The organism is Arthrobacter sp. NA-172, assembly GCF_043952055.1.
Classification (GTDB): Bacteria; Actinomycetota; Actinomycetes; order Actinomycetales; family Micrococcaceae; genus Arthrobacter.
In genome coordinates this window covers 542,584-554,398 of the sequence record NZ_JBINOT010000003.1, presented here as the reverse complement: position 1 = coordinate 554,398, position 11,815 = coordinate 542,584, and the positions used below count along the sequence as shown (strand labels likewise).

The 11,815-nt window shown below is 62.1% G+C and carries 14 protein-coding genes and 1 pseudogene; 8 read left to right on the top strand and 7 right to left on the bottom strand.

Annotation, left to right across the window (positions count from 1 at the left end; all coding sequences use genetic code 11):
• Positions 1-70 precede the first annotated feature (70 nt).
• The 4 genes from ACF0H6_RS16560 to ACF0H6_RS16545 all read right to left on the bottom strand — a co-directional run bounded on the left by ACF0H6_RS16560 (position 71) and on the right by ACF0H6_RS16545 (position 3,184).
• Entirely contained in the window at positions 71-613 is a 543-nt protein-coding gene (locus ACF0H6_RS16560) for an ABC transporter permease (RefSeq protein ID WP_395250623.1), read from the bottom strand.
• The gene (locus ACF0H6_RS16555; protein WP_395250622.1) at positions 504-1,034 is read right to left on the bottom strand and encodes a hypothetical protein; all 531 of its coding nucleotides are present in this window, start codon (positions 1,032-1,034) and stop codon (positions 504-506) included. The genes ACF0H6_RS16560 and ACF0H6_RS16555 overlap by 110 nt, the downstream gene beginning before the upstream one ends.
• Complete coding sequence (locus tag ACF0H6_RS16550; RefSeq protein WP_395250621.1) at positions 1,031-2,191, bottom strand: extracellular solute-binding protein; 1,161 nt, start codon at positions 2,189-2,191, stop codon at positions 1,031-1,033. The genes ACF0H6_RS16555 and ACF0H6_RS16550 overlap by 4 nt, the downstream gene beginning before the upstream one ends.
• Before the next feature lie 177 nt (positions 2,192-2,368).
• Entirely contained in the window at positions 2,369-3,184 is an 816-nt protein-coding gene (locus ACF0H6_RS16545; protein WP_395250620.1) for a hypothetical protein, read from the bottom strand.
• Positions 3,185-3,313: 129 nt separating this feature from the next.
• Between ACF0H6_RS16545 and ACF0H6_RS16540 the strand changes: the two genes are divergently transcribed.
• A complete protein-coding gene (locus ACF0H6_RS16540) occupies positions 3,314-3,631 on the top strand; it encodes a hypothetical protein (RefSeq protein WP_395250619.1) in 318 nt (105 codons plus the stop codon).
• A gap of 6 nt (positions 3,632-3,637) precedes the next feature.
• Here ACF0H6_RS16540 and ACF0H6_RS16535 read toward each other — a convergent pair whose 3' ends face one another.
• Complete coding sequence (locus ACF0H6_RS16535; protein ID WP_395250618.1) at positions 3,638-4,309, bottom strand: response regulator; 672 nt, start codon at positions 4,307-4,309, stop codon at positions 3,638-3,640.
• Positions 4,306-5,952, bottom strand: a complete 1,647-nt coding sequence (locus tag ACF0H6_RS16530) for an ATP-binding protein (RefSeq protein WP_395250617.1) — start codon at positions 5,950-5,952, stop codon at positions 4,306-4,308. Before ACF0H6_RS16530 ends, ACF0H6_RS16535 begins: the two co-directional genes overlap by 4 nt.
• A gap of 339 nt (positions 5,953-6,291) precedes the next feature.
• Between ACF0H6_RS16530 and ACF0H6_RS16525 the strand changes: the two genes are divergently transcribed.
• The 7 genes and pseudogenes from ACF0H6_RS16525 (at position 6,292) to ACF0H6_RS16495 (ending at position 10,550) form a co-directional block, all read left to right on the top strand.
• The gene (locus tag ACF0H6_RS16525) at positions 6,292-6,564 is read left to right on the top strand and encodes an ATP-binding cassette domain-containing protein (RefSeq protein WP_395250616.1); all 273 of its coding nucleotides are present in this window, start codon (positions 6,292-6,294) and stop codon (positions 6,562-6,564) included.
• A complete protein-coding gene (locus ACF0H6_RS16520) occupies positions 6,539-7,150 on the top strand; it encodes an ABC transporter ATP-binding protein (RefSeq protein ID WP_395250615.1) in 612 nt (203 codons plus the stop codon). The genes ACF0H6_RS16525 and ACF0H6_RS16520 overlap by 26 nt, the downstream gene beginning before the upstream one ends.
• Positions 7,151-7,435: 285 nt before the next feature.
• Positions 7,436-7,762: pseudogene (locus ACF0H6_RS16515) on the top strand (ABC transporter permease); the annotation flags it as partial.
• A 31-nt stretch (positions 7,763-7,793) separates the two neighbouring features.
• Positions 7,794-8,033, top strand: coding sequence for an ABC transporter permease subunit (locus tag ACF0H6_RS16510; protein ID WP_395251342.1), 240 nt, complete (start codon positions 7,794-7,796; stop codon positions 8,031-8,033).
• A gap of 64 nt (positions 8,034-8,097) precedes the next feature.
• Positions 8,098-9,204, top strand: a complete 1,107-nt coding sequence (locus ACF0H6_RS16505; protein ID WP_395250614.1) for an ABC transporter substrate-binding protein — start codon at positions 8,098-8,100, stop codon at positions 9,202-9,204.
• 148 nt (positions 9,205-9,352) lie between these two features.
• Positions 9,353-9,577: a hypothetical protein gene (locus ACF0H6_RS16500; protein WP_395250613.1), complete on the top strand. Its 225-nt coding sequence runs from the start codon at positions 9,353-9,355 to the stop codon at positions 9,575-9,577.
• A 358-nt stretch (positions 9,578-9,935) separates the two neighbouring features.
• On the top strand, positions 9,936-10,550 hold the full coding sequence (locus ACF0H6_RS16495; RefSeq protein WP_395250612.1) for a PepSY domain-containing protein: 615 nt from the start codon (positions 9,936-9,938) through the stop codon (positions 10,548-10,550).
• A gap of 298 nt (positions 10,551-10,848) precedes the next feature.
• Here ACF0H6_RS16495 and ACF0H6_RS16490 read toward each other — a convergent pair whose 3' ends face one another.
• A complete protein-coding gene (locus tag ACF0H6_RS16490) occupies positions 10,849-11,766 on the bottom strand; it encodes a putative bifunctional diguanylate cyclase/phosphodiesterase (protein WP_395251341.1) in 918 nt (305 codons plus the stop codon).
• Positions 11,767-11,815: the final 49 nt, after the last annotated feature.

The window sequence follows — 11,815 nt, the reverse complement described above, 5'->3', positions numbered from 1 at the left end:
ATCGAGTCCAGCGTGAGCGGGCGGCGGTTGCGGTAACCATCCCGTGTGCGGGAAGCAGCTGTGATAGCCATCAGACTTTCCCCTGTTCCTTGGCTGAACGGAAGTTTGCCCACACGTAGAGCGCGGCGATTCCGGAGGCAATCAGGAAGACAGTGAAGGCCATGACCGCCGACTGCTGGGGCTGGTTGAAGGCAGAGAAGTAGTTGGACATGTCCACTCCGAGCATGTTCGGTGAATTGGGCCCAGTGAAGTACGGGACCGTGAACGATCCAACAATTCCAATGGCCGTGAACGTCGTCGCGATGATGATGGGGACTGCCGCCATGGGAACGATCACCGAGACGATCGTGCGCAAGGAGCCGGCACCGGCGTCGCGCGCTGCTTCGATCATGGCGTTCGGCACGGACTGCAGTCCGGAAGAGACCATGAGCACGGCGAAAGGCAGGGACGTCCAGACCGAACCGATGATGACCGTGACCATGGTGAACGCCCACACGGGGAAGTCAAGCCCGACGAGGGCAAAGACGCTTCGCAGGAAGCCCGTCCCTGAGTAGAACGTCAGGATCGCCCACGAGGCGATGACCACCGGGATGAAGAGCGGCACGATCGCCAAGCCAGAGAGAAGACGCGCCATCCGGCCGCCCTTGAGCTTGAGGTAGAGCCCAATGCCCATGGCCAGCGAAGATGACCGTTGCCGTGCTGACCAACGTCACCATGACCGTGACCAGAAGGTCCCCGAGGAAGCGCTTGTTGGTGAACATCTCTTGGTACGCCGCCAAGGTTCCCCACCAGGCGTCTGCCTCGTGCACGTTCTGGCCAATGGTGGCGATGGTGTGGTTCAATCCACCGGTCAGGCCGATGCTGAAGCCGAAGGCGAGCACGATCGGGAAACCGACGAAGAGTGCGATCAACAGGATCGGCGGGAGGGCCATGAAGAAGCCGATGGCGCGCTGGCCCAGGCGCTTGGGGCGCGTGGCACCAGCCGGCGGAACTGTTTGTTGCAGATCCGCCGGCTTTTGAAGCGTGGTTGTCACTGGCCGGGAACCTTCTGGTCCCAGAGGTTGTTCAGGTCCTTGCCCATCTGGTCGAAGTAGCCCTTACGCAGGTTGTTGGTGTCTGCGTCTTTGAACTTGTCCTTCACATCAGCCGGCAGTTTGTCCAGGCTGATGGCAGGGAAACCGGACATTTCCTTGATGATCGTGGTCTGCGCGTCCGGCGAGAGGACGAAGTTGGCAAGCTTCAGCGCCCCCTCCTGGCGGGGCGAGGACTTGGGAATGCCGAGGTAGGCGGCACCGCCCGTGAAGGACGGGTTGCTGATCTGGGTTGCCTTCACGGTGGACGGGATCTGGCCGTTGGTCAGGCCGGTGATGAACTGGTCAGACCAGACCGGGGCCATGGAGATCTGTCCTTTGGCGAGTAGGTCAAGGGTCTGCTGGTTGCCGTTGGGGTAGACACCGCTCTGAAAGACGGACGAGTTGAGATCCTTCAACGTAGCGAAGCCCTGGTCCCAGTACTTCTCGAGGTCCTTCTCGTAGCCCACCGTCATCTTGGCGCGGGCGTCAGCGGGGACGAACTTGTCCAAAACGGTGGCAACGAATGCACCGCCGGACCCGCCCGACTTCGGCGAGTTGTAGGTGAACTTGCCCGGGTTTGCCTTGATCCAAGCGAGCAAATCGTCAAGGGTCTTCGGCGGAGTGGCAACTGTCTTGGTGTCGTATGCCAGGAGAACCGCGGAGCCGCGGTAGGGGATGCCACCGGTGCCACCGGCCTTGATGACATCCTGCGGGACATCGTTCAAAGCCGAAATCGTCTGTGAGCTCACCGAAGTCAGCAGATTGGCTGCGGAGGCCTTGGACACGAACCCGCCGTCCACCAGATCGAAGTCAGGTTCCTTGTTCTGCTCCGTGGCGCTGGTCAGCTTCGCGAGGGTCTGGGCGTCGTGCTCGCCGTGCAGATCCAGCGTGACCTTCACGTGGTAGCCAGGATTGGCCTTTTCGAACGCGGGAACGAGACTCTTTTCCCACAGGTTCTGGACGTTGGTGTCCCCGCTGATGAACACGGTGATCGTCTTGTCAGACGATGCGCCGGCGCCATTATTCTGGGCCGACGCGGTACTGCTTTGCGCGCAGCCGGTCACAGCGGTGGCTGCAACAACGGCGACGGCTGCCGCGACGAGGTAGCGGTTGATCATGGGTGCTTCCTTCAGGTTGTCTGGAAAATTCCCCCAAATGCAGGAACTACCATCCAAGGGCAAGGTGAAGGAGCGGGGCATGCGCTATGAAGCCGGGGTTAACCGGAAACAGAATTAACGCAAATATGTCAGGACATACGAACAACAGTACGAAATATGGGGCGGACCCGGAGTGTCCTAAGCGCGGGTTCGCCGCGAGATCGTCATAAGGGTAACCAGGATGGCTATCCCCACCGCCATGACCAGGCTGACAGGGCCGGTGCCCCAGTTGAGACCACCGCGATCCACGGAAACGGCCGTCCAGTCAGCGAAGGACCCTCCCAGCGGCCGGGTCAGGATGTACGCGAACCAGAAGGCCGGGATCGCAGCAAGCCAGCCACGCCAGCGGGCCAGCGCTGGTACGGCGATAGCAACCGCGAACATGATGCCTGAAGCGAAGTACCCAAGACCCAGCGTGTAGGCGGTCAGGTCTCCGGCGGCTGTGCCCAGCGCAAAGGTCGTGAGTACGGCAGCCCAGTAAAAGAGCTCCCGACGCCGGGTGGTGATGCTGTGGATCGAGAGCGTCTTCTCGCTGCGGTACCACAGTAGGAAAACGGCGGCCAGCGCCACGATGAAGAACACAGTTGATGCCAGGTAGGGGACGCCAAGAACGACGTGAACGGCGTCGGCGGCCATGGTGCCGAACACGCTGACCATCGCGACGGCGGTCCAGTACACCCAGGGGATGTAGCGGCGTACCGAGAACTGCAGGACCAAGGAAATCACCAGTGCCACGAAGCCGAAGGCCAGGGCGACCGCCGGTTCGAACTGGTGGACCAGGAAATCCGACGTCGTTTCGCCCATCCCGGTGGTGAGGATCTTCACCACCCAAAACCAGAGAGTGACTTCTGGTACCTTCGACGCGGCGGTTCGGAAGGCAGTATTTTGGCGCTCTTCACCAATAGCAGCGGTGTCCTTGATCCGCGGTGGCGCGGTGAGTTCTTCGGGCATCATGGCCCCATTGTTCACGACCTTCCCGAACGTTTCCCGAAAATGACGCAGCTGGCCGGGCTCGAAGATGGCAACGGAACCCAAGTTCCGCCGGATTCGCGGGACTCGCGGGATTCGCGGGATAATGGAACCATGACCGAGCAGGATCAGGATCCTTGGAATGAGTTCGACCGGCTCAAGCCCGCGGGACCTGACCGCGTCGCGGGGTACCCCGGAGGAGAACCTCAGGGTTTTGGTTTCCGGACCGGAGTGCGCAGCGCAAGAGTCGCCTTCGGTTTCGCTGTCTACGCGCTGGCTCTCGGCACTATGAGCGTCCTCATCGGGGCAGCCGTTTTCATCGCCAAGGGCGAGCTGCTGTGGCTCGGACCGATGGTGCTGGTGGAGGCCGCATTCATTCTTGGCTTCGTCCAATTGGCCCACCAAGCGCGCAATCGGCGCTCTGCCCACTAACTGCCGTCAAACCTTCCTGGCCAGGTACGTATTCAGCGGACGCCCGGTAGTGCCGTAGGCCAGATGCAGGTCAACGAGGCCTTTGCGTTCGAGTTCGCTCAGGTACCGCTGGGCCGTGGGCCGGCTGATGCCCACACCGGTCGCGATCTCCGACGCACCCAAGGGCTCGGTGGCATGGATGACCATGTCGAGCACTTTTTGCATGGTGGGCGGCAGACGCCGCGAGGCTTGGGCAGGGGCAGCCGTCCGGCGCAGGCTGAAGAGTTGGTCCACGGTCGCCTGATCGGCCATGGTCCGGGACTCCGCCTCCCGCCGCCAGCGCCGATACGCCTCGAGCTGGGTTTGAAGTTGCTCGAAGCCGAACGGTTTGACGAGGTAATACACCGCTCCGCCGCGCATGGCCGCCCTCACGGTCTCAAGGTCCCGGGCGGCAGTGATCATGACGGCGTCGAGCTTTTCTCCCGCTCCCTGCAGCGACCGCAACAGGCTGATGCCGTCTTCATCGGGGAGGTACACGTCGAGGAGCAGCAGATCAGGCTTGAGCCGCTGAACGGCTTCCCTGGCTTCCGCCGCAGTGTGGGCCTCCCCGACGCATTCGTACCCTTCGATTTTTGCGACGCGGCTGGCGTGGATGCGCGCTACGCGGAAGTCGTCGTCGACTACCAATGTGCGGATCATTCGATTGTTATTCCTGTCATGACGTGGTCCTCGGTTTCCGTCTGCGGTTCCGGCAACCAGATTTCAAAGCGGCCCCCGGGGCCAGGGAAAACATCCATAGTGCCGCCTGCGCGGTGAACGATCCGGCTCACCAGCGCAAGGCCTATCCCGCGGCGCATACCCGGCCGGGGTTCCTTGGTGGTAAACCCATCGGCGGTAATCTTGCCTACCAATTCTGCGGGAACACCGGGCCCATTGTCGGTCACGCTGATGAAGACGCCCGAGGAATCGTCCAGCTGGATGGTCACCTCACGGGGTGTGGATTGGTCCGAAAGAATCTCGACGGCGTTGTCCAGGAGGTTCCCGACGATCGTCAGTAGCGCTTGTGTTTCCAGGAACGGCTGGCGCAACTGCGAATCGTCGGTGACCGCTATCTTCACGTCTTGCTCGGCGGCCACGGTGATTTTGGCCAGCAAAAGCGCAGCGAGTTCGGGTGGCTCAATACGCGAGCGCAGGCCCTCTCCGAGCGATCGCGAGGTGTCCGAAATCCGCGATACGAAGTTCCGCGCCTGGTCCACATCCCCGAGTTCCAGGAGTCCGTCCACCACGTGGAGACGGTTGGCGTACTCGTGTTCCTGGGCGCGCAGGGCCTCCATCAGGCCCTCCACCGAGCGAAGGTCGCGCACGAGGCCTTCAACCTCGGTACGGTCGCGAAGTGTGACCACCGAGCCTATGCTTCGTCCGGCCAAGGCAACTGACATCCGGTTCACTACCAGCAACGCGTCTTCGGTGATGACAATCTGGTCAGTTCCGCTGATCTGGCCAGTCAGCAGGGAACGAAGCCGGCCTGTGGGCAGAATGTCCTCGATCTTCTCTCCCAGCACATTTTCTTCCAGATGAAGCAGCGAGCGAGCCTCGGAGTTGATAACGGTGACGCGGCCGTCGTCGTCGAACCCGATCATCGCTTCCCGGATGCCGTGCAGCAGCGCCTCGCGCTCTTGAAGGAGCGACGCGATTTCCACTGGTTCCAGATCGAAAGTGACCCGTTTGATTCTGCGGGCCAGCAGCGCTGAACCAGTGGCGCTGATCAAGAGCACAACCGCCGAATAGCCGGCAATCAGCCAAACCTGCTGGACGAGCTCGCTGCTTTCCTTGGTTTCCAGAATCCCGACCGAGACTTGCCCCACCACGGTTCCGTCCGCCGCGCGTACCGGCGCCTTGGCGTTGACTGAGGCGCCCAGGCTGCCTTTGTCGATGCCGACATGGGTCTGCCCGTCCAGGACGGCGACCGGTTCTTCAAGGGTCCGGCCAATGAGGTCCGGGTTCGGGTGGGAGTACCGCTTCCCGGTGCGGTCGCTCACGACGACGTACGCCGGTTGCGCTTCCGCCTGGACCTTTGTGGCGATCGCCTGAATGGATTGTTGTGGATCTCCGTTGCCCAGCGACGTCACGATTTCCGGCATTTGCGCCACTGTTGTGGCGATCCCCAACGCCCGGAGCCGGTATTGATCCTCAAGGGTCTGGTTACTGATTTGGGTGTAGAGAAGCGCACCCAAGGTGACCGTGACCAACAGGATGCAGAGCAACCACACCAGGATCTGGGAGGCAAGGGGCCTGGCGCCCCAGCGCGAACGCAGAGCCTTCACGGCCTCTGAAAACCTCACCTGGACTCCACCGTGGGTCCGGTCCGAGCAAACGGCTCAGACATGGACGATCGCAGTTGATAATCGCAAGCCACGCAACTCGGGGTGCACTGCCAACCTCTTCCTACTCTCTAACTAGCAGCTTAGGTGACAAAGTTCACGGCCACTATGGGATTTACGGCGTGCAGAAACGCACAAAACCTGCACTTTTGCTGTTAAGGCCCACAAGCTACTGAAGTCTTCTGGCACGAACGATCACTTCCTAAGCTCTACATAGTTTCCGTGATCCACATCACGCGGGAAAGCGACTCCCCAGGTTTCACGATGCCGTTGAACCACAAGACAGAGAGGTCTTAGCACATGGATACTAACCATCACCACGGGCCGCCAACGGCCCCCGAAAGGGCCGACGACGCGGCAGGTATCGACATCGTCGGCCTGACGAAGCGTTACCTCACGCCCAAGAACGAGACGTTCACTGCGATCCGAGATGTGACGCTGAGGGTCGAACCGGGCCAGTTCTGCGCGATCGTCGGACCGACGGGGTGCGGCAAGTCCACCACCCTGGCTCAGGTTTCCGGCCTGGAAGCGGCCAAGCGCCGGCTCAGTGAGGGTCCACGACCAGATCGTTGACGGCATCACCAACGGCGTCAGCTACATGTTCCAAGCGGACGCGCTCTTCCCGTGGAAGACCGTTCTCGGAAACGTCTTGATCGGCCCGGTCCTGCTCGGAACGCCCAAGAAGGAAGCCACCTTGCTCGCGAGGGACTGGCTGCGCCGCGTGGGCCTGGCCGGCTTCGAGGACCGCTTTCCGCACCAGTTGTCCGGCGGCATGCGCAAGCGCGTCGCCATGGCGGCGGCGCTGATCAACAACCCCCGGATCCTGCTGATGGATGAGCCGTTCGGCGCTCTTGACGTGCAGACCAAGGCCATCATGCAGAACGAGCTGTTGCAGCTCTGGGAGGAACTTCGCCCCTCTGTCCTGTTCATCACGCACGACCTCGACGAGGCCGTCGCACTCGCCGACAAGGTGGTCATCATGACCAGCAGCCCCGGCACGATCAAGGATGTCTTCGACATCGATCTGCCCAGGCCGCGTGGAGATGTCCAGAAAATCCGGCACGAGGAGCGCTTCCTGGAGCTGCAGGGCCAGATCTGGGAGTCCCTGAAGGACGAAGTCACCCGCGCCTACAAGCAATCGGCAGGTGCAGCAGCATGACAACCACAATCAGCAGAGGTGCTCCCGTGCAAGAGCAAGAGCAAGCACAAGCGAGAGAGCTTGAAAGTTTCCGCCCGGCGTGCCGTGACGCGCCGCACCACGTGGGTCTGGGCCGGCCGCGCCATCCTCGCGGTCATCGTGATCGGTGGCTGGCAGTGGTTCACGACGGAGGGCTGGGTGGACAAGTTCTTCTTCGGGCAGCCGTCCGAAATCTGGAACAGCCTGGTCGATCTCTTCACCAAGGGCACGGCATTCGGCACCATCTGGGAGAACCTCTGGGTCACCATGCAGGAAGCGATCTACGGCTTCCTGCTCGGAACGCTCGTCGGCGTCGTGCTCGGGATCCTTCTCGGCTCGAACAAGTACCTGTCCGAAGTTGTCGGCCCGTACATCCGGATCGTGAACTCCATCCCCAGAATCGTCCTCGGCTCGATCTTCATCGTGGCGTTCGGCCTCGGCGTCTTCCCAAAGGTGCTGCTCGCAGCCGTACTGGTCTTCTTCGTCGTCTTCTTCAACGCCTTCCAGGGCGTCCGCGAGGTGGATCAGAACCTGGTCGGAAACGTGCGCGTCTTGGGTGCATCGCCGCTCCAGGTAGCGATCCACGTGACCATTCCCTCGGCAATCGACCTGGATCATTGCGAGCTTGCACACGGCGTTCGGTTTCGCGATCATCGGTGCGCTTGTTGCCGAAGTGCTCGGCGCCCAGCAAGGAATCGGCCTGATCATCAGCCAGGCACAAGGGACTTTCGATCCCAATACGGTCTTCGCCTGCATGGTGATCATCGCAGTCATCACGCTCGGAGCGGAATACCTCATCGCACTGCTAGAGCACACGCTGCTCAAATGGCGTCCACCAAACCGGTCCGAAGCCCAGGCGATCTGACGCTCGCCGTCCTCAATCACTTACCCAACGCTCGAATCCTCACAAAAGAAGGAAAAGCACAACCATGATGAAGAACAAGATCTACGCCGTCGGCGCTGCCGGAGTGATCGCCCTGAGCCTCGCGGCTTGCGGCACCAGCGCCGCAAGCAGCAACAGCTCTGCAAGCGGCGGCGCTGCAGCGGACACCGCCTCGATGCCCACCGTGAAGATGATGGTCGGCGGCATCGACAAGCAGATCTACCTGCCGTACCAGCTCGCAGAGCAGCTCGGCTACTACCAGAAGTACGGCGTCAAGATGGAGCTTTCCACCGAGTCCCAGGGTGGCGTTGGCGCCGAAGACGCGATGGCATCCGGGCAGGTGGACATGGCCGGTGCGTGGTACGTCCACACCGTCGATTTCCAGTCCAAGGGCAAGAACGTCATCAACCTCGTGCAGCTCTCGAGCGCCCCGGGTGAACGCATCATGTGCAACCCCAAGGCAAACGTGAAAACGGGTGCAGACCTCAAGGGCAAGACCGTCGGCGTCACCGACCTCGGCTCGGGAACCGATGAACTTACCCAGTTCATCGCTGCGAAGGCCGGCCTCGCGAAGGGCGACTACCACACGATCGCCGTCGGCGCCGGAGCAACCGCAATCGCGGCGATCCAGCGCGGCTCCGCTGACTGCGTCATGACCACCCAGCCCACCGTTGGCGCCCTTGAGAACAAGAACCTCGCCGTTTCTGCGATCGACCTCGCCACCTCCGACGGAGCCAAGGCAGCGCTTGGCGGCACCCTGCCGTCGGCCGGCCTCCTCGCCCAGTCGGACTGGGTCAAGACCCACGAGGACGCAGCCCAGAAGGTGGTCAACGCCCTTGTGGACACGATGCACTGGATCAGCACCCACTCCGCCCAGGAGATCGCCGATAAGCTGCCCCAGTCCTACGTCCAGAACAGCACCATCTCCAAGGACCAGTACGTCGCCGCGCTGAACCAGGACAAGGGTCAGTTCCTCCCGGACGGCATCATGCCTGCAGGTGGCCCCAAGACGATCTTCGACGAGGAGAAGACCATCGGCGTTGACACCTCCAAGGTCAACATCGCCGACACCTTCACCCAGAAGTACGCCCAGGCCGCGCTCAAGCTTGAGGGCTACACCGCCACCAGCACCCCTGCTGACGCCAACGGATAATCTCATCCCCAAACAACCGGCCTAGGCGTTCCATCGCCAGCAGCCAGTGACACCTCGATCGGTCTGCGTGACACCCACGCAGACCGATCGAACCTCTTTCCGCGGCACTAGCCTGCGGTCGCGAAACCCGGCAGACAAGGACACCACCGTGGACGAGACCACACCGTTCCGCCTCGACATCGCCGTCGGCCAGACCCAAAGCAGGGACGACCTGCTCACCGACGCCGTCAACCAGCTGATACCCGCTGCCCTCGAGCACCGGTACGGAATACTTGTCACCCAACACGACACGAGCAAATACACCCTCGAGATACACCCGTCCGTGCCCTGCGGGACGATCCAGGAAAAAGCCACCCAACGTTCCGGGGACTAGAAACCGGTTCATGAACGGACCATCGCGCCGCGTATTCTCGACATGCATCCGGTCTGGCGCCCCGCTAAATCCATTTCGACGCGGGAAATTCCGGTGGCGCCAGTCATTTACTGCGTCGATGAACCAAAAGCAGGTCGCCAGGTCACGACGCCGTCGACGGACCCCCCTCCACGCCCGCTCGACTAGGAACGGAATCGGGGTAGGACCCGGAGTTGGGCCGCTGATCCGCCCTTTCCTGTGAGCTCGCCCGAATTATCACAGTTCAGACACAGGGTAGGTATAGAGCCACCAAAGTGTCGGGTTCGAGGATGGGGATAGCTTCGAAAACGTCGGAGTTGAATCTCTAAGGAGCACCATCGTGAACAAAGTCCGGAAAATCGCTGCGGGAGTTGCCCTAGTGGGCGCCGTCGCTGGCGGCGGGGCTCTCACCGCCATGGCCTTGCCTGCCAACGCCGCAACCACTGACACTTCGACTGCCAGCCCATCCGCTCCCGCCTCGGGCGCGCCCACGCACGGTAACGAAACCGACCTCACGGGTGACACGGCGACCAAGGTCAAGGCCGCTGTGCTGGCAGCCAACTCCGGCGCAACGGTAGATAACATGACCACCGAAGGCGACGGCAGCGCCGCCTACGAAGCCCACATCACCAAGTCGGACGGCACGCACGCCACCGTCAAACTCGATGCGAGCTTCAAGGTCACCGCAACCGAAACCGGCGGCCCGGGCGGCGGGAAGGGCGGCCACCACGGAAACGAAACCGACCTCACCGGTGACACGGCGACCAAGGTCAAAGCTGCTGTACTGGCAGCCAACTCCGGCGCCACGGTGGAGAACATGACCACCGAAGACGACGGCAGCGCCGCCTACGAAGCCCACATCACCAAGTCGGACGGCACGCACGCCACCGTGAAGCTGGATGCGAACTTCAAGGTCACCGCAACCGAAACCGGCGGCCCCGGCGGCGGTCACTAACCCCCAACTCAACCACCTGCGTGGGCGGATACGGCATCAGGCTGTGTCCGCCCACAGCTCTATCACCGGTGTGGTGATTGCTCGGGAATCATCGCAATTCCTCCGCCGGGAGGCCCCTGAACCGTGTGCCCGGCTTCGCCGTGTGCTGAAGTCGCAACCCTCGCTGCGGTCAGCGCGAACGGTTGAAACTGCTCGCGAGTTGGGCGGCAGACCAGGGTAACCGAACTTGCCGTGCCGGCGTCGATCTCCGAATGACTGCGGCAAGCTGACTGCGGGAACTGCTCGCCCCCCGTGCCATTCATTTGGTACTCCCAAATTCAGCGGGAGCCATGGGCCGGGATATCAAGTATCCCTGGGCCGTGTCGCAGCCCAGATCATGCAGGATATCCAGCTGCTCCTGGCGTTCCACTCCTTCGGCCGTCACCCGGACTCCCATGGAGTTAAGCGTTTGGATCAGCCCGCGGACGATCGTCGCTACGTGCGGCTCGACGTCGATATCCCTAATGAAGGCCTTGTCGATTTTTAGCGTGGTCAAGGGCAGGACCCTCAGCATGGCCAGGGACGAATAGGCACTCCCGTAATCGTCCAGTGCGACTCCAAGGCCCATCTCGATCAGTTCACGCAATTGCGATGCCGCGGCGGGAACATCCGCTATGGCAATGCCTTCGGTGATCTCGATTTCCAACATCCCGGCCGGGACTCCGTGACGGCCCAGGGCCGCGCGGATGTCCGATGGAAGCGTTCCGGCAGCGATCTGGACCGGGGAAACGTTCACGGCGATCTTCCGGGGCGTCCCCGCGTCAGTCCAGGCCCGCGACTGGGCACAGGCCTGATCCAGGACCCATGCGCCGATCCTGAGAATCTGGCCGGTATGTTCTGCAACAGGAATGAACTCATCCGGCCCCACCGGACCAATTTCCTGATCGTCCCAGCGAACGAGCGCTTCGACGCCGGCGTCCTCCCCCGTCGCAAGGTCCAGGACCGGCTGGTATTGGAGGCTCAGCGCTGATTCGTCAACGGCCGAGGCCAGCCGACGTCGGATATGTGCCTGCCGGGCCGGTTCCCGGGACGCCCTCATGCGTCCGATGCGCCGTTTGCCTTCCTGTTTTGCCCGGAGCATTGCCCCGTCCGCATGCCGGAGCAGAACCTCGGCGCCCGGGAGCGTGTCCTCTTCGACGACGTCGATTCCCATGGCCAGGCCGATGGTCGCACCCACGTGCAGCTCGCAGCCGTCGTGGGCGAATGGTTCTTCCAAGCTGTCCAGG